Here is a 19137-nt window from a genome sequence, read left to right as displayed (position 1 = left end):
TTTTATTAAAAAATAACAGCTAAATGGGCTTTAGCTATTTTTTCGAAAGGTATTTCTACCTCTTTCGTTCTGGTTTTGTCTTTATAGGAAATTTTCGCAACATTATTATCAAATGCAACTAATTCACCAATAAATTCCTTTTCGCCATTAATTGGTTCGTATAGTTTCACATAAACATTTTCCCCTGTATATTTAATGAAGTCAGCTTCTTTTTTCAACGGACGTTCAACACCCGGTGATGATACTTCAAGAAAGTAAGCTCCTTCAATAGGGTCTTCTTCATCTAGTCTGGCACTCAATCTTTCCGAGACAATTCCACACTCTTCGATATCTATTCCGCCATCCTTGTCAATATAAACCCTTAAAAACCAGTTTTTCCCTTCTTTTTCATAGACAACATCTACTAAATCTAAGGAAAGTTCCTGTAATATAGGTTGCAGTATATCTTCTGTTTGTTTTGCTATATTTTGACTCATTGCTAAGCCTCCTTTGTTTCCTTACTGGTAATCGTGTATGTATTTTTCCCTGAATGTTTCTTGCTTACACATAGTTGTTTACACAAGACTAAACATAAATCCCTTGCCAATAATGGCAAGGGACTGTATTAAACCCTATAGTGCAGCTGTACCTACGAAGAAAGAGTGGGGGTTTTCCCACTCTTTGTAAGACAAATCAAATGAAATCTCTATAAAATATAACATGAATGGGGAAAAGATGCAAGAAATTTTCATCTAGAATAAAGAAAGCTGGTTTTTTTCTTCCATACCTTCCAAACATCCATGCTGGTCTAGATATTCCAAAACAGTTTTTGAAATTCTGCTTCTTTCACGCAAATCTTCTTTTGACAGGAATTCTCCATCTTCCCTTGATTTTGCGATATTAATGGCAGCATTTGTACCCAATCCATCAACAGCATTAAACGGTGGTATTAATGAATTTCCCTCAACAAGGAATTCGGTAGCTGTAGACCTGTAAAGATCTACTTTTTGAAAATGGAATCCTCTTTCATTCATTTCCAATGCTAGTTCTAACACTGTTAGCAAACTTTTCTCTTTTGGCGAAACATCATTTCCCTTTACATTTATCTCTTTAATTCGATTTCTTATCGATTCGGAACCTTTCACCATTGTATCCAATTCGAAATCATCTGCTCTTACAGTAAAATAAGCAGCATAGAAAAAGATTGGATAATGCACCTTAAAATAGGCGATTCTAATTGCCATCAGTACATAGGCCGCAGCGTGCGCTTTTGGGAACATGTACTTGATTTTCTTACAGGAATCAATGTACCAGTCTGGCACATCATGTTTTTTCATTTCTTCAATCCATTCATCTTGCAGTCCTTTTCCTTTACGGACAAATTCCATAATTTTAAATGCCAGTGATGCATCCAGACCTTTATGCATTAAATAGACCATAATATCATCACGACAACCAATTACATCAGGTAATTCACAAATCCCGTTATTAATTAGTTCCTGTGCATTACCAAGCCACACATCAGTACCGTGACTTAAACCAGAGATGATCACAAGCTCTGCAAACGTTTTGGGCTTGGTATCTTCAAGCATTTGCCGTACAAAACGCGTTCCGAATTCAGGCACCCCTAAGGTTCCTGTCTTGCACATAATCTGATCAGCAGTTACACCTAAAACATCAGGGCCCGAGAAGATTTTCATTGTTTCCTGGTCATCAGTTGGTATCGTTTGAGGATCGATACCACTAAGATCTTGCAGCATCCTGATAACCGTTGGATCATCGTGCCCCAGTATGTCTAATTTGAGTAAATTATCGTGGATGGAATGAAAATCAAAATGGGTAGTCTTCCACTCTGAATTTCGGTCATCAGCCGGAAATTGAATTGGTGTAAAGTCATAGATCTCCATATCATCTGGCACTACAATGATACCACCAGGGTGCTGACCTGTTGTTCGTTTTGCACCGGTACATCCTTTTACTAATCGGTCAACCTCGGCATTCTTAATAATCATCCCATTGTCACCTGCGTAGCCTTTTACATATCCATATGCCGTTTTTTCAGCAACCGTACCAATTGTTCCAGCACGATATACATTGTCTTCACCGAACAGCACTTTTGTATAATTGTGGGCTCTTGGCTGATATTCCCCAGAGAAGTTCAAGTCAATATCAGGTACTTTATCTCCTTTAAAACCAAGGAAGGTTTCAAACGGGATGTCTTGTCCATCTTTTTTAAATGCTGTATGACAGTTTGGGCAGTCTTTGTCAGGCAAATCAAACCCGCTGCCGACAGAACCATCATTGAAAAATTCGCTATGCTTACAATTTGGGCAAACATAATGTGGCGGCAGTGGATTCACTTCCGTAATTTCCGTAAATGTTGCAATAAATGAAGAACCAACAGATCCACGTGACCCAACAAGATAGCCATCATCAAGCGATTTTTTTACTAATTTATGAGAAATTAGATAGATAACGGCAAAACCGTGGCCGATAATACTTTTTAATTCTTTTTCAATCCTTTGCTCGACAATTTCCGGCAACGAATCGCCATAAATGGATCTTGCGAAATTATAGCTCAAATCACGAATTTCCTGTTCTGCCCCATCAATATTAGGTGTATATAAATCATCTTTAATCGGTTTTACCTCATCGATTTGATCTGCTAGCAAATTCGGATTGTTTATGACAATTTCCGTTGCTTTTTCTTGACCTAAAAAGCGAAAAGCATCTAACATTTCAACAGTTGTTCGAAAATACGTATTTGGCAGAGTCTGACGGTTTAACGGGTTACCACTTTGGGATGCAATGAGTATTTTCCGATAAATCTGGTCATTTTCATTTAAATGGTGTACATTTCCGGTTGCCACGCATACTTTACCTAACCGGTCCGACATTTCGACTATCTTTCTTAAAATATCTAAGAGCTGTGCTTCATTTTGTACTAACTCTTTATCAAGTAAGTGAACATAGTTTTCTGGTGGTTGCACCTCTATATAATCGTAAAACTTTGCTGCTTTTTCTGCTTGATCAGCAGATTTCTGCATCATTGTTTCAAATACTTCTCCTTTATCACAAGCGGTTCCTACTAGTATTCCTTCCCTCCATTGCTGAAGTTTGGAACGCGGAATTCTTGGAACACGGTAAAAGTAATCGATATGTGCCATGGATACAAGCTTGAAAAGGTTTTTTAATCCCGCTTCATTTTTTGCTAATAATGTTGCATGAAATGGGCGGGAACGCTGATAGGCATTTCCTTCACCCATATGCTGATTAAACTGCTGGTGGTTTGTAATTCCCTTTTCATCAGATAATTTAATGAACTTCCATAATAAATAACTGGTTGCTTCCGTATCATAAATCGCTCTATGGTGCTGTGTTAATTCGATATCCAGTTTTTTACACATCGTATTTAACCTGTGATTTTTCATTTCTGGAAATAGAAAACGTGCCAGTTCCAATGTATCAATTACAGGATTTGAAGCTTCCTCTAAGCCAACCTTCTTAAATCCTGTATTAATAAATCCCATATCAAAATCTGCATTATGGGCAACGAGAATATGATTCCCCATCCATTGATGGAAGTCTGTTAAAACTTCTTCCACTTCTGGAGCATCTTGCAGCATATCATCTGTGATATTGGTTAAATTGATAATCGTTTCTGATAAAGGCTGGTGTGGATTTGCGAAAGATTCGAACCGGTCAATAATTTCCCCGTTTTTAATTTTTACTCCAGCAAGTTCAATAATCGTATCATATACAGCTGACAGTCCTGTTGTTTCCACATCAAAAACGACATAGGTTTCATCCATTAATTGTCGGTCTGCAGCATTGTAAGCAATTGGCACACCATCATCGACAATATTAGCTTCTAACCCGTAAATCACTTTTACTCCATGTTTTTTTCCTGCACTATAAGCTTCCGGAAAGGCTTGGGCAACAGCATGATCAGTTATGGCAATGGCTTTGTGTCCCCAATTTGCAGCCTGCTCGACTAACTTCGAAGCAGATACGACAGAATCCATTTGGCTCATTAATGTATGGGCATGTAATTCCACACGTCTTTCCCCATCTACGCCATGATCCTCTCTAGTCTTCGCCTTAACTTCCTGTATATCCTTTGCCATCATTGTCAGCTCATTAGAGAAAGTATCTGTTTGTATCATACCTTTTGTTTTCAGCCACATTCCTGGTTTTAATTGTTTAAACTTTTCTACATCCTGATCACCTTTTGAGAACATCTTTATTTGAAAAGAATCAGTATAATCTGTCATCTTTAACATAAGTAGATGTCGCCCAGATCGTAATTCTCGAATTTCTGCATCAAATAAATACCCTTGGAAAATGACATTTTTCTCTTCTTCGATAATTTCGCTCATCTGAACAGGCTCATCTTTAATTGGATATCCAATCATCACAGGACCAGTGCTCGGTTCGTCATTATTTTCTTTTGCTCGCTGCTCTTGCTGTTTAAAAGCTTCTTCGACTCGTTTCTTATCCTCTAATGCTTTTTCTTGTTGGAATTTCTCAATTTCATCTTGCTGTGCAAGCACATCAATTTTAATCATCCTTTTTTCCAGACCTGCATGATGGGAAAATTGATCAAACCTTTTTTGTATTTCTTGAAGCAATGATTGCCTTTCTACGTCATTGCTTGTAGTTAACATAATATGATTACCGTCAAATAAAGGTTTTTTGTTTTCTAGTGCTTTGTATTTTGGCGATTCATTAATTAGTTCAGACAGAAAGATAAACCAATATTTTGTCCACTCATTTTCATCCAGTGTCCTTTTTTCAGCAGTGAATTGCCATGAAACCTTCGCAATGGATGAAAAGGCATCTGTCAATTTCAGTGCGAATAACTGATAAATATCAGCGGGAAGTAACTGCTCCAAACGAAAGGAGAATTTCCAGACTTTGGTTTGACGAAAGACCTCTAGCTTCTCTATCACACCATTTTGCAAGTATTTATTTTTCATATCATCAGGAATGCCGATTTGTTGCATAAGCAAATCGAACCTTTCCCTATTTGTACTATCCATTCGGTTTCACCCCTTTATGAAACGGTAATTCCCTTGTCGTAATTGTTGCCGACAAGGGAATTGTTTTGTATGTGATATAAACTATTCTGATAATAATTGGTTAATTTTTTCAAGTAATTCTGATTCATGCACATCAAATTGTTCACCTGATGCACGTAGCTTGCATTCTAAATAACCTTCATTTGCTCGTTTACCTGCCGTAATTCTAATTGGTAACCCAATTAAATCACTATCAGCAAATTTGACTCCAGGTCTTTCCTTACGATCATCAAATAAAACGGACATACCGTTCGATTGCAGTTTCTGATAGACTGATTCAGACAGGCTCATCTGTTCCTCGTTTTTAGGATTAACTGCGATTAAGTGCACATGATAAGGAGAAATTTCTTTGGGCCATGTAATGCCATTCTCATCATGAAATTGTTCAACAATTGCAGCTATTGTTCTGGAAACTCCAATACCGTAACAACCCATTATCATAATGTCCTGCTTACCCTGTTCATTCAAATAAGCAGCACCTAGTTTTTCAGCATAAATGTTACCTAATTTAAAGACATGTCCAACTTCAATTCCTTTAGCAAATTTTATTTTTCCATGTCCATCAGGTGAAGGATCACCTTCCTGGATAAATCGAAGGTCTTCATAGCGAGATACCTTGAAGTCTCTCTCTGGATTAACATTCATAAAATGTTTACCAGTTTCATTTGCACCACAATATCCATTAACTACAGCAGCTACCCCATGATCTGCAATGATTTCCAATGAATCAACATTAATTGGACCTAATGAGCCGATTTCTGCTCCTAATATTTCTCTAGCTTCTTCTTCTGATGCTAACTCAATATTAGCAGCGTCAAGTACATGCTTTAATTTAATATCATTAATTTCGTGGTCACCACGAGATAAGACTAAAACAAATTGTTCATCAACTTTAAAAAGCAAGGATTTTATTCCTTTTTCAACAGGCAATTGCAGGAATTCAGAAACTTCTTGCATTGTCTTTACATTTGGTGTGTCTACTTTTTCTAATTCTGCTACAGCTTCATCGCTTTTTTCAATTGGTACATTGACAGGAGCCATTTCAATGTTCGCTGCAAAATTAGATGTATCAGAGTATGCAATTATATCTTCACCAATCTCAGAAAGCACCATAAATTCATGCGTATCTTTCCCACCAATTGCACCAGAATCGGCGATGACCGCACGAAAATTCAATCCACATCTCTCAAAAATATTCGAATAGGCTGTAAACATTTTATCGTAAACTTCATTCAGACTTTCCTGTGAATCATGAAAAGAATAAGCATCTTTCATCATAAATTCACGGCCGCGAAGCAATCCGAATCTTGGCCGTTTTTCATCACGGAATTTGTTTTGAATCTGGTAAAGTGTTAATGGAAGTTTTTTATAACTTTTGACTTCATCTCTTACCAGGCTTGTAATTACTTCTTCATGTGTAGCACCTAGTGCAAATTCACGATCATGTCGATCATTTAATCGCATCAACTCTGCACCGTAACTGTACCAGCGACCAGTCTCTTTCCATAAATCGGCCGGCTGCAGTGCTGGCATTAACATTTCTACAGCTCCTGCTTTCTCCATTTCTTCCCGGACAATTTTTTCTACATTTTTTAATACCTTATTTCCTAATGGTAGGAAACTGTAGACTCCTGATGCTGTCTGTCTGATATATCCTGCTCTGACTAACAGTTGATGACTTTTAATCTCAGCATCTGCAGGTACTTCTTTTAATGTTGGGATTAGTGTTTGACTATGCTTCATTTCTGCATTCACCTCTACGAATTTAATTTAGAAAATTAGAATAAGAAAATGCCTTTTTCTATTCTAGTTTCAGCTTTCTGATTTTATAGAAACAGTCGCTGTATATCGTTCCATGTTACAACAATCATTAATAAAAATAGTAAGGCAAAACCTACAAAGTGCACAATACCTTCTTTTTGTGGATCAATTGGTTTGCCTCTAACAGCTTCAATACCTACAAACAGTAATCTTCCACCATCCAGTGCAGGTAATGGAACTAAATTCATGATCCCCAGGTTTACACTTAGTATTGCTGTCCACATCATGAAGTTAAGAAATCCTGTCTGAACAACCTGATCTGTTGCATCATAAATACCGACAGGTCCTGATAACATATCAATAGAAAATTGTCCTGTAATCAGTTTTACCAAGTTAGAAATAATTAAAGTTGACCATTCATATGTCTCTTGCAGGCTGTACGGTATTGTACGTAAAAGAGATTTCTCCAAAGCTAAAGTTACCCCGACTTGTCCTATTTCGCCTTGTTCTGATTCTATTGATGCCGGGATAACCTCTAATGGTACTTCTTCCCCGTCTCTCAATACTACCATTTCGACTGGTTGATTGGGACTTGATTGGACAAAACTCTCGAAATCGCTCCAGTCGTCCACACTCTGCCCATTGATTTCTATAACCGTATCATTCGCCTCAAAACCAGCTTCTTCTGCAGGACTGTTTTCAACGACAGAACCAATCCTAATCTCATCGGCTGGGACACCTTGAATAAATCCTAAGATTAAAAATAAGACAATCGACAATAAAAAGTTCATCATTGGTCCAGCAAATAACTGCATACCGCGCTGACCAATTGATTTTGATGCAAACTGTCGGTCATATGGCGCAATTTGCGTTGCTCTTTCATCCATAATAAAGTGTGCTTTATTATCAACTTGGAAGGTATATGACCGCTCTTCTCCTGCTTCATATCCTTCTATTACCAGTTTATGATCGAGATCAATGTTTTCTATTTCTAATACGAGACAATCCGGATGTTTGTCTTTGTTATTTACGATGATTTGATTAACTTTGCCAACCTCATTGAAAGTGACACCAATATGCTGCCCTGGTTTTAAGTCAATAATTTCTGGATCATCACCTGCAACCCTTACATAACCTCCCATTGGAAGCAATCTGATTGTATATAGTGTCTCATTTTTAGTTGTCGAGAAAATTTTTGGGCCAAACCCAATTGCGAACTCCCGAACTAACATACCTGCCCTTTTAGCAAAAATGTAGTGACCAAACTCATGGACAAAAACAAGCAGGCCAAACATTAAAATAAATGCAATTATTGTATTCAAATAAGTACACTCCTCACAATTTTACTTGATTGTTTAAAATTCACGCTTAAAACCAGCAGCTTTTATTCTTGTCTCAGTGTCTACAGACTGAATTGTTTGTAAATCTGGATTTGCCACTACTTGATGGTTGTTCATTAATGACTCAATTATTTGCTCAATTTCTAAAAACTTTATTTTTCCTTTTAAAAATAAATCTACCGCTACTTCATTTGCTGCATTCATAACTGTTGGCATCGTGCCGCCAATCTCGCCTGCATCAAAGGCAAATTTTAAACAAGGAAACCTGTTAAAATCCATTTCTTTAAAATGAAGTTTACTGATACTTACTAAATCGAGGCTCTCAGATTTAGGCAGATTAATCCGTTCAGGATAGGTTAAGGCATATTGAATCGGTACACGCATATCTGGTGTGCCTAACTGGGCAATAACACTGTGATCAATGTATTCTACCATTGAATGAATAATACTTTCCTGATGTTGAATAACTTCAATTTTACTGTATGGGACTTGAAACAGCCAATGTGCTTCAATTACTTCTAATCCTTTATTCATCATTGTCGCTGAGTCAATTGTAATCTTTGATCCCATACTCCAGTTTGGATGATTCAGTGCGTCTCTCACCGTAACATTTTGAAGCTCGTCCCTTGACTTATCACGAAAACTACCGCCAGATGCTGTTAAGATAATTTTCTTGATTTGATTAGAAGATTCACCATTTAAAGCTTGGAAAATTGCAGAATGCTCACTATCGATTGGTAAGAGATTCACATTATATTTGTCTGCTTTCTCCATTACCAGATGTCCTGCTGTCACTAATGTTTCTTTATTTGCTATTGCGATTTGCTTTCTATGCTCAATTGCTGCTAATGTAGCTTCTAAACCTACACTGCCCATCACGGCATTTACTAGCACATCCGTTTTAGGATGTACACTGATTTCCTCTAATGCTTCCAAGCCGGAAATAATGTGATAGTTACCATTCAGAACGGAAGTTAATTTATTCTTTACTGCATTGTTTTTCACTACAATCCATTCTGGCTTGAATCTTTTGATGATCGGTATTGCCTTTTCCACATTTTCTCCAAATGAGATTGCAAATAAACGGAATTGGTCTGGATGTGCTTCTATCACATCTAAGGTCTGTAAACCAATAGATCCAGTAGCACCTAATAAAGTAATATTCTTCATACGTTAACGCTCCAATATAAATAGTCTATGAGATAAATTGTATAAAATGCAATAATGGAAAAACAAATAACCAACTGTCAAAACGATCTAAAATTCCTCCATGCCCCGGAAGAATTTTACCAGAATCTTTTATATTGTAATATCTCTTAATAGCTGATTCCACTAAATCTCCAATTTGCCCAAAAATAGACGCTATGATTGTTACTATTACAACAAGGATCAATGACTCATGGACTGGATAAAAGAACTGATAAACGATCGCAACAGCACAAGCAACGACAATTCCTCCAATTGCCCCTTCAATTGTTTTATTAGGACTGATTTCAGGCCATAATTTATGCTTTCCAAATGCTCTGCCGAAGAAATATGCTCCTGTATCTGTAGCAAGTATAATAAGAATAGCATAAAAAATATAAACTAATCCATTGTCCACTGCCCTTGTTTCCATAAAATAATAAAAACCCAGTCCTACATAAATAGAGGATAAAATTAAAAATCCTGCGTCTTCAAAAGTGAATTTATTCTTAACTAATACTGTGTATGCTAATAATAAAAGCACGAAAAACATAATAAACTCTAATCTTTCAGAAAAAAAGATATACTCGCCTTGATAAAGCAATCCCCATAACAAAAAGACCGTAAGAATTGTCGGGATAGGATAAGACGTTGTTTCTCGCATATGTAATAATTCAACTAATCCAATCGTAGCAATCAGATACATGACTACTTGGAACGGCCAATCCCCAATAAATACAACCGGAAAGAAAATTATTATGGAAAGAAATGCTGTAATTGTTCTTAGTTTCAAATTTATTCACAACCTTAAATTCCGCCATAACGACGTTTTCGTCCCTGATAATCGTTAATAGCTTTCTCAAATTCCTCTTCATCAAAATCTGGCCACAATGTGTCTGTAAACCATAATTCTGAATACGCTGACTGCCAAAGTAAAAAATTACTTAAACGTAATTCTCCACTCGTTCTAATTAATAAATCTGGATCTGATAATTCAGATGTGTAGAGATGTTCTGTTATTTTTTCTTCCGAAATATCATCAATAGAGTAATTACCTTGAATAATGTCTTGGCAAATTAACTTCATTGATTGTACGATTTCATATTTACTGCCATAATTAATTGCGATATTAAGGATTAGACCTGTATTATCTGAAGTTTGCTCGATTGCCCGCATAATAGCATTTCTCGTATTAGCCGGTAAATCATTAACTTCTCCAATTGTTTGTATTCTAACATTTTCATCAATTAATTCAGGTAAATAATGCTGAAGAAAATCAATCGGCAATTTCATTAAAAAATCTATTTCAGTAGAAGGTCTTTTCCAATTTTCTGTTGAAAATGCATAAAGAGTTAATATTTTTACACTGCGCTTATTAGCAATTTTGACAATCTTTTTAATATTATCCATACCTTCACGATGACCAGCAATCCTGGGCAAACCTTTTTTTTGGGCCCAACGTCCATTTCCATCCATAATAATGGCAATATGTTCCGGCACTTTCCCTGTCAAATTATGTATTGTTTTCGTTTCTTTTTTTGCGAAAGGAAGTTTAAACAAAGACATATGATTTCCTCCAATATCCCCTATAATATAGAGAGTCTTTCCTATAATTATTCCTGGAATTCAATCTGCGATAATATATATTACAGATAACCCATTTTAATCATGGAAAAAGTGGAAAAACCCTCTTCTTAAAGAGGGTCTGTTTCACTCTATTTCATTCTACATGTTTTTTGCTTAAACTTCCATAATTTCTTGTTCTTTTTCTTTAGTTAATTGATCAATTTTTTTAATATGCTCATCAGTTAATGACTGAACATCATCTTGAAAACCTCTAAATTCATCTTCTGTAATGTCACCATTTTTTTCTGCCTTTTTTAATTGATCATTTGCATCTCTGCGATTATTACGAATTTGAACTTTTGATTCTTCCGCATATTTACCGACAATTTTAACAAGGTCTTTTCTTCTCTCTTCAGTTAAAGGAGGTATATTAAGACGGATAACATTTCCATCACTTGAAGGAGAAAGGCCAAGATCCGCTTTTTGAATTGCCTTTTCAATCTCACCGACTGATGATTTATCAAAAGGCGTTATTAAAAGTAATCTTGCTTCAGGAACAGTAATGGATGATAGTTGGTTAAGTGGTGTAAATGCACCATAATATTCAACCTGTACACTGTCTAAAAGGGCAGGATTTGCTCTACCTGCTCTAACTGTTGCCAGGTTTTTCGAATACGCTTTTACAGCTTGATTCATTTTTTCTTTCGCTTCATTTAATATAGCTTGTGACATAATTATTTCCCCCTAATGATTGTTCCAATATTTTCACCTGTTACAGCTTTTTTAATGTTACCTTCTTCAGAAATTGAAAAAACTAATAATGGGATATCATTATCCATACATAATGTGGAAGCAGTTGAATCCATTACTTCTAAGCCTTCATTTAATATATCCAGGTATGATAATTGATCATACTTTGTCGCAGTCTTATCTTTTTTCGGATCAGCCGTATAAACACCATCAACATTATTTTTTGCCATTAAAATGACATCAGCCTCAATTTCAGCTGCTCTTAATGCTGCGGTAGTATCTGTAGAGAAATATGGATTACCAGTTCCGGCAGCAAAAATGACCACACGTTTCTTCTCCAGATGTCTGATTGCCTTCCGGCGTATATAAGGTTCTGCAACTTGGCGCATCTCAATAGAAGTCTGGACTCTTGTTGGAATACCTTGATTCTCTAAACTATCCTGTAGTGCTAAAGAGTTCATGACTGTAGCTAACATTCCCATATAATCAGCATTGGCACGGTCCATACCCATCTCGCTGCCGACTTTTCCGCGCCAAATGTTGCCACCACCAACAACAACAGCAACTTCTACACCTAATTCCACAACGTCTTTTACCTGGTTGGCGACTGATTGAATAATTGATGGTTCAATACCAAAGCCTTGTTCACCACTCAAAGCTTCACCACTTAATTTCAAAACAATTCTTCTGTAGTTAGCAGTAGTCATAATTACCTCCAAATATGTATTAATTATAATAAAAATTATCTTTATCTGTCTATTAAAAACTATAAGAGGTTGTTCAAAAGTCCGGTAAAAATGACATATCATATTTTTTCATTGGCTTGGTTCTCCGCTTTTTACGCATGAAAAGCATACGTTCCACTTCTCAAACCTGTGCCTTGAACTCCTCGGTCCTTTTTATCCTCTGTTTTGATTATTAAAGACAAATAGAACTATATTTTTTCAAAGAAAAGGGACACAATGTGTCCCTTTCAGAAAAACTTCATTACTTTTGATTTACTTGGCTCATTACTTCTTCTGCAAAGTTATCTTCACGTTTCTCGATACCTTCACCTACTTCGTAACGAACGAAAGTTGTTACTTCTGCATTATGCTTTTTAACAATTTGTTTTACTTTTTGATCAGGATCTTTAACAAAGCTTTGTTCTAATAAACAAATCTCTTCAAAGAACTTATTTAAACGGCCTTCAACCATTTTTTCAACAATATTAGCTGGTTTACCTTCATTTAATGCCTGAGTTTTAAGTACTTCACGTTCTTTTTCTATATCTTCTGCAGATACCGCATCACGTGAAAGATATCTAGGGTTTACTGCAGCTGCATGCATCGCAATATCTTTTGCAACTTGCTCGTCAGTTGTACCTTCAAGAACTGTCACTACACCGATTCTTCCTCCCATGTGAAGGTAAGCACCAAATGCACCTTGGTCTGATTTTGTAAATGTTGTAAAACGACGAAGAGAAAGTTTTTCACCAATTTTAGCAATATTGCTGTTGATAAATTCTTCCACTGATTCACCTTCACCATTAAGAGGTTGTTTTAAAGCTTCTTCAACATTTTCAGGTTTTTGGCTTAGGATATGTTGTGCTAATTGTTTTAATAATGTCTGGAATTGTTCATTCTTTGTTACAAAGTCTGTTTCACAGTTTACTTCAAGAAGTACAGCTGTATTCCCTTCTACTTCTACATATGCAGAACCTTCAGCTGCAATACGATCTGCTTTTTTAGCAGCTTTGGCGATACCTTTTTCACGAAGGTAGTCAATTGCTTGATCGATGTCACCATCTGTTTCTTGTAATGCTTTTTTACAATCCATCATTCCAGCACCAGTTTTTTCTCTTAGTTCTTTTACTAATTTTGCAGAGATTGCCATGTTAATTTCCTCCTTGATTATCATATATTCCTTAAAAAAAGGTGATAAAAGGTCCCCCTCTTATCACCCAAAACCTTCTTACTCTTCTACCGCTTCAGCTTCTGCTTCTTCAGCAACTTGTTCTTCAGCTGCTTCTTCCGTAACTTCGCCTTGTTTTACTTCTAAGATAGCATCTGCCATTTTAGCAGTCAACAATTTAACAGCACGAATAGCATCGTCATTAGCAGGGATTACATAATCAATTTCATCTGGATCACAGTTCGTATCAACAATTCCTACGATAGGAATGTTAAGCTTGTGTGCTTCCGCCACTGCAATTCGCTCTTTTCTTGGATCGATGATAAATAGAGCATCAGGAATTTTATTCATTTCTTTGATACCGCCTAAGAATTTAACAAGTCTTTCTTTTTCTTTTAAAAGACCTACTACTTCTTTCTTAGGAAGTACTTCGAAAGTTCCGTCTTCTTCCATTCTTTCGATATCTTTCAAACGGTTAATACGTTTGCGAATTGTTTCGAAGTTTGTTAATGTACCACCTAACCAGCGTTGGTTAACGAAGTACATTCCTGAACGGATCGCTTCTTCTTTAACAGATTCTTGTGCTTGTTTTTTCGTACCTACAAATAATACAGTTCCATCGTTTTGAGCAATTTCTTTAATGAAATTATATGCTTCTTCCACTTTCTTCACTGTTTTTTGCAAGTCAATAATGTAAATGCCGTTACGCTCTGTAAAGATGTATTTCTTCATCTTTGGATTCCAACGGCGTGTTTGGTGTCCGAAATGTACACCAGCTTCTAGTAGTTGTTTCATTGAAATAACTGCCATGTTTCTTTTCCTCCTAAAAATGGTTTTTTTATCCTCCATTTACATCATTAGATAAAAGGACTAATAATAGCACCACTCGTATCTTTAGTAAACGTGTGTATTTAACACCGTTAACAAATATAACATAATGCATGTACGCAATCAAGCAATTTATTCATTTTTTTGTTGAAATTTCAGTAAAAGCTCGATTTCTGTTTTACCCTTATCCAGCTTTTTCGCAATTTCCTCTATAGACTCACCATTATTATATAAATGGAGAATTTTTGCTGTTTCTGATTGTTCGACAATATCTTGCTGATCTGTTTCTGTTAACGGGACAAACTTGGAATAATTGTCTTCACTGCTCTCCGCTTGCTCCTTATGCTCTACATGCAGATTCATTCTCTTCTCCGCTGTCCCAGGTTCCCTTTGTCTCTGTTTCTTTTGAATCAAGTCTAATTCTTTTGTAAAGTTTTCATTTTCTTCTCGCATTTCAACTAAATAAAGAGCTAGTGTATTCTCCATTTTGTCAATTTGTTCATTTACATTCTGTTCGATTTCTAACAGTCTCTGCTTTTCCGTTTTCATTTGTCGTATGATGACAAATGTGACAATATGAATGATAAAACTGAATAGTAGTAATAAATAGACCATAAATAACCTTCTTTACCCTGAAAAATCGATTTTCTTACCTAAGTATGGATGCTGAATAACTTCTTTTTCTGTTAGTTCCTCTGGACTCTTCTCCATCGATTTTGATAAGTGTGATAAGCTTTTATCTTCTTTTTCATCATTTTTTAATTTACCACTGGCTTGCTGTTCCTGAACCGTTTGTCGCTTTCGTAATTCTTCCGCAGTCAAGGTTTGGGCTAATTGTTCCTGAGTAACACGGCCTTGTTGTTGTAATAAGTCTTGGAGTTTTCCAGCATCTTGGGTTCTTGGCAATGCAACCTGCATTTCTATTGATTTCCAGCTCATATAGATGCCCCCTCAATGAGACAATTTAAATTGTATCGATAACAATCTCCATATCTTTCATACAAGATTTAAAATACTGGTGTTCACGATCTAATTTGCGCGAATATTTTCCAAACATAATTTCCACATTCGCAAATGCCTTTCCATTTACTACTACTTCCATATCAGAATAATTTCCAATACTCTCCTGCAGATTAGCCATTTCTTCCTGAATTTCGCTTATTTCTTCCACTGTTTTTTCCAGCATATTTCTTTGTTTTAACAATATAATACGCTCTTTCGTATTTAAGCTTCCCAGCTTTTCTTGTTTCACCCGTAATTGATTTCCTAAATTTTCTAATTTTTTCTTGTTATCATGTAATGCAGCTAATTGCTGGGAGAGATATTCTGACTGTTCCCGCTTCTGTTTATTTATCCCTAAAGCTAATTCGGTTTTTGTGTTAGCGAAATTACCGACATTTTTAACTATAATCTGCTTCCCGGCAGAACTAGTTCCCCCAATGATGCTCCCATTTTCACATAAAATAGATTCCTGAGCCACACATTGGCTGTGCAGAATCGATTTGGAAACAATCAAGTCATTTCCCGCTTCCACACTTGCCTGGTTTATGTAACTTGTTTTTATATCTCCTGCAGCTTGAATTACTGCTTTGTCCATTCCAGAAACGCCACCATTTATCCAAATGTTCCCACCAGCTTTAAGATAAGCAGCTTCTACAATTCCTGACACATGCAGATCGCCTTGGGCCTTGACAGTATACCCTGTTGGCACGTTTCCACGAATATATACAGAACCGACAAAATCAATATTACCTGTCTTAAGTGAGACATCTTCACTTAGTTCATACATATCAAAAACTTGCAGAAGTTTATCAGTAATGGATAATTTGCCATCTGCTGTCGCAATAAATGTAAAATTATCCTCGTTAAACTCAACATTTTGCCCTGCTCTAGTCATAACTTTTTTACCTTTTCGCTGCTTGATTAAGCCGCCATACACATCAATCCCTGCCGATCCCTCTGTAGGCTGGATCACTTGAGCCAAAGGTGTTCCGGTTAACACACTTGGAATCCTTTTCACATCACGAAAAGTTTCTTTCTCCTGTTCACTTATTTCGGAATTTAATGAAAGTTTCCATTCAAGATAGCCATCCAGCCCATCTTCTGGTGGTTTTCCCTCCGCCACTTGTAATACTTGCTGTTTAATCAGCAACTGTTTCCACTTTGCTTCATCAAAATGAATAAGGTCTGATTGGATTTTTTCTTTGACCAACAATTCTATAAGTTCCGCTGTTGACATCTCTTCAAGATGTTTGGAATCAATCAATTCAACCCAAGCTTTTAAACGATTATTTGCCACTTTTACAGTAATCGCTTTGTTTCCCATAATACCAATCCCCATTTATCCTAATATAATATTAATTAGAAATCATTTGCCGCAATTTAAAAATAGCTTGTTTGTGGATTTGAGAGATTCGTGATGTAGTTAATTGTAAAACTTTACCTATTTCTGTGAAAGTTAATTCCTTATCATAAAATAAACTTAACACATATTGTTCATTTTCACTAAGCTGTTCCATTGCTTTATATACTTGTTGTATATTCTCTTGTTTTATAATATTTTCCTCTGGTGTTAATTCTTTATCTTCGGGAATAGTGTAACCTATCCCCTCTTTAAAATCATCACCTTGACCTTTTTCTTCCATTGATAATAGATTTGAAAAAAAGCTGTCTTTAATTACTTCTTCCACTTCGTCTTTTTTCATCTCAAGGTGACTTGCAATATCATCAGCGCTTATCACCCGCTGTAATTTCTGCTCAAGCAGTTCTGTTGCCTGGTCTATTTTTTTCACTTTTTCTCTAATAGTCCTTGGTAACCAGTCCTCTTTTCGCAAACCATCAATGATAGCACCTTTAATTCTAATGGATGCATAGGTATCAAATTTCAAATCTCTGGATGGATCGAATTTCATCAGTGCATCATATAAACCATATAATCCTAAGCTCTTAATATCTTCTTTATTGACACTCTTCGGGAGGTTTGATGCGATTCGCTGGACATGATATTGGACTAGATACATATAGTTTTCAATTAAGAGATTTGTGTTTTCATCATTTTTGTTCTTTTCCCAATTATTCCACAGGTACTGCTCACTTGTTGTACCTCTTCCCATCGAATCACCTCTTTCCATCATAATATCATGTCACTAAATAATCGTCGTACCTGCATTAACTGTTCTTATCTCCAACATACTTGTTTCGATATTAAATTCTATTGTTCTGCCTTTATTGCCGCCAACATCCTCCGCTAGGATAGGGATACTGTATCTGGCTAAGATATTACGAACAGCTTCCACATTTCGGTCGCCAATTCGCAGCATCTTATTATCGGATCGGAATGAAAACATATGGGCACCACCAGCCATCTTGGCTCTTAGTGCATATTTTTTGGCACCATGTTCTTGTAATTCTTTTAATAATATATCCAATGCAGTATCTGCATATTTCATTGCATTATTTGTCTCTCGTTTAGAGACAGTGGAATCTGGCAGCATAACATGAGCAAGGCCTGCAATTTTTTGTGATGTTTCGTATACTACAACACCTACACAGGACCCTAGCCCGGAAGTTTTTAACATGTTCGGTGCTTTCGCTGTCTTCAAATCTGCAATTCCCACTTTTATCATGGTTGTTGTAATGGTCATTTGTCCAGAACTCCTAATGCTGAAAATATTTTGTCGAAAGAGTCAGGATCTGGCAATAAGAAAAAGTGGCCTTTTACCGAGCTCGTAGAACCCTCTCCATCTTCTATCATTGTATCAATTATAATTGCATGGTCACTTTCTTGAGAGACTTCGACTAAGCCCTCCATTAAAATCGCTGCCGCCATATCTAATACTAATGTTGGTACAGTCGGCTGCATATTAATAGAAGTAAAATCTGATAGTGCAGACAAATAAGAACCTGAAAGAATATTGCCAATCTCCGAAATTGCGGAATAAGCCATTTCTTTTTCCATCAGTTCTTCTGCTTTAAATTCCGTGTCGCCTAGTAACCTTTTAACAAGCGCATTTGTTTCTTCTGGTGTTAAAACAAAAAACATGCTGCCAGGTGCTTCGCCTTGGATTCTTAAGAACACGGAAACAATTAATGTTTCTGGCCCGCCTACATAGTCCATTAACTCATTAAAATCTACTATATTAATTGATGGGATAGTCATATCAATCTTCTTGTTCAGAAGGCTGGATAATGCTGTCGCAGCATTTCCCGCTCCAATATTCCCAACTTCTTTCAACACATCCAAATGAGTTTGTGTTAACTGGTCTATTCTTACCATTTAAGAATGAGACCTTTCTTTAGCATTCTGGTAAGATTCAATTGACAGTACATTTTCTAGTTGCAACAACATGATTAATCGCTTATCCACTTTTGCTACACCATCAATGTAATCTGCATCTACCGTTCCGATTACTTTAGGTGCTGGTTCTATTAATTCTTGCGGTATGTCCAGTACATCATATGCGGCATCAACGATAAACCCCACATCTAGCGTATCCATGTGAACGATAATGATTCTTGTACTGTCTGTATACTCGATTGGCTTCATTCCAAAACGTTCTCTGAGATCGATAATAGGTGTTACTACTCCACGTAAATTAATTACTCCTTTTACAAACTCTGCTGTTCTGGGAACTCTTGTAATATGCTGCATTCGTTCAATTCCGCCAATTCGCTCTACAGGAAGAGCATATTCTTCTTTATCTAGCTCGATAATAATGGATTGCTGATTTTTAACCTCATCCATATTTGGACCT

At 36.4% G+C, this 19137-nt stretch carries 18 protein-coding genes; all 18 read right to left on the bottom strand.

Features of this window, described 5'->3' with window-relative positions; genetic code table 11:
• Positions 1–5: 5 nt before the first annotated feature.
• Positions 6–476 (bottom strand): ribosome maturation factor RimP, encoded by a 471-nt coding sequence (gene rimP, locus F9U64_RS03885; protein ID WP_153401705.1) that lies wholly within the window; start codon positions 474–476, stop codon positions 6–8.
• A 255-nt stretch (positions 477–731) separates the two neighbouring features.
• Entirely contained in the window at positions 732–5021 is a 4290-nt protein-coding gene (locus F9U64_RS03880; RefSeq protein ID WP_153401704.1) for a PolC-type DNA polymerase III, read from the bottom strand.
• Between the two features lie 81 nt (positions 5022–5102).
• A complete protein-coding gene (locus tag F9U64_RS03875; protein WP_153401703.1) occupies positions 5103–6803 on the bottom strand; it encodes a proline--tRNA ligase in 1701 nt (566 codons plus the stop codon).
• Positions 6804–6886: 83 nt separating this feature from the next.
• The gene (gene rseP, locus F9U64_RS03870; protein WP_153401702.1) at positions 6887–8143 is read right to left on the bottom strand and encodes an RIP metalloprotease RseP; all 1257 of its coding nucleotides are present in this window, start codon (positions 8141–8143) and stop codon (positions 6887–6889) included.
• A 33-nt stretch (positions 8144–8176) separates the two neighbouring features.
• On the bottom strand, positions 8177–9331 hold the full coding sequence (gene dxr, locus F9U64_RS03865) for a 1-deoxy-D-xylulose-5-phosphate reductoisomerase (protein WP_153401701.1): 1155 nt from the start codon (positions 9329–9331) through the stop codon (positions 8177–8179).
• 25 nt (positions 9332–9356) lie between these two features.
• Positions 9357–10139 (bottom strand): phosphatidate cytidylyltransferase, encoded by a 783-nt coding sequence (locus tag F9U64_RS03860; RefSeq protein WP_153401700.1) that lies wholly within the window; start codon positions 10137–10139, stop codon positions 9357–9359.
• A gap of 14 nt (positions 10140–10153) precedes the next feature.
• Complete coding sequence (locus F9U64_RS03855; protein WP_153401699.1) at positions 10154–10912, bottom strand: isoprenyl transferase; 759 nt, start codon at positions 10910–10912, stop codon at positions 10154–10156.
• Between the two features lie 174 nt (positions 10913–11086).
• Positions 11087–11644: a ribosome recycling factor gene (frr, locus tag F9U64_RS03850; RefSeq protein WP_153401698.1), complete on the bottom strand. Its 558-nt coding sequence runs from the start codon at positions 11642–11644 to the stop codon at positions 11087–11089.
• Positions 11645–11646: 2 nt separating this feature from the next.
• Positions 11647–12369, bottom strand: coding sequence for a UMP kinase (pyrH, locus tag F9U64_RS03845; protein ID WP_153401697.1), 723 nt, complete (start codon positions 12367–12369; stop codon positions 11647–11649).
• Positions 12370–12649: 280 nt separating this feature from the next.
• Positions 12650–13537, bottom strand: a complete 888-nt coding sequence (tsf, locus tag F9U64_RS03840; protein ID WP_153401696.1) for a translation elongation factor Ts — start codon at positions 13535–13537, stop codon at positions 12650–12652.
• A 78-nt stretch (positions 13538–13615) separates the two neighbouring features.
• Positions 13616–14365: a 30S ribosomal protein S2 gene (rpsB, locus tag F9U64_RS03835; protein WP_153401695.1), complete on the bottom strand. Its 750-nt coding sequence runs from the start codon at positions 14363–14365 to the stop codon at positions 13616–13618.
• Between the two features lie 150 nt (positions 14366–14515).
• Entirely contained in the window at positions 14516–14998 is a 483-nt protein-coding gene (locus tag F9U64_RS03830) for a DUF6115 domain-containing protein (RefSeq protein WP_153401694.1), read from the bottom strand.
• A gap of 12 nt (positions 14999–15010) precedes the next feature.
• Positions 15011–15322: a hypothetical protein gene (locus tag F9U64_RS03825; protein WP_153401693.1), complete on the bottom strand. Its 312-nt coding sequence runs from the start codon at positions 15320–15322 to the stop codon at positions 15011–15013.
• Between the two features lie 25 nt (positions 15323–15347).
• Positions 15348–16709, bottom strand: coding sequence for a DUF342 domain-containing protein (locus tag F9U64_RS03820; RefSeq protein WP_194287274.1), 1362 nt, complete (start codon positions 16707–16709; stop codon positions 15348–15350).
• A gap of 31 nt (positions 16710–16740) precedes the next feature.
• A complete protein-coding gene (locus F9U64_RS03815) occupies positions 16741–17496 on the bottom strand; it encodes a FliA/WhiG family RNA polymerase sigma factor (RefSeq protein ID WP_153401691.1) in 756 nt (251 codons plus the stop codon).
• A 33-nt stretch (positions 17497–17529) separates the two neighbouring features.
• On the bottom strand, positions 17530–18027 hold the full coding sequence (locus tag F9U64_RS03810) for a chemotaxis protein CheD (protein ID WP_153401690.1): 498 nt from the start codon (positions 18025–18027) through the stop codon (positions 17530–17532).
• Positions 18024–18659 carry a chemotaxis protein CheC gene (locus F9U64_RS03805; protein WP_153401689.1) on the bottom strand — a complete coding sequence of 212 codons (636 nt, stop codon included), beginning with the start codon at positions 18657–18659 and terminating at the stop codon, positions 18024–18026. The genes F9U64_RS03810 and F9U64_RS03805 overlap by 4 nt, the downstream gene beginning before the upstream one ends.
• Positions 18660–19127: a chemotaxis protein CheW gene (locus tag F9U64_RS03800; protein ID WP_153401688.1), complete on the bottom strand. Its 468-nt coding sequence runs from the start codon at positions 19125–19127 to the stop codon at positions 18660–18662.
• Between the last annotated feature and the right edge of the window lie 10 nt (positions 19128–19137).

The organism is Gracilibacillus oryzae (assembly GCF_009498735.1).
GTDB classification, from domain to species: Bacteria; Bacillota; Bacilli; order Bacillales; family Amphibacillaceae; genus Gracilibacillus; species Gracilibacillus oryzae.
The sequence above is the reverse complement of the archived record's forward strand: the minus strand, read 5'-3'. Positions and strand labels throughout refer to the sequence as shown.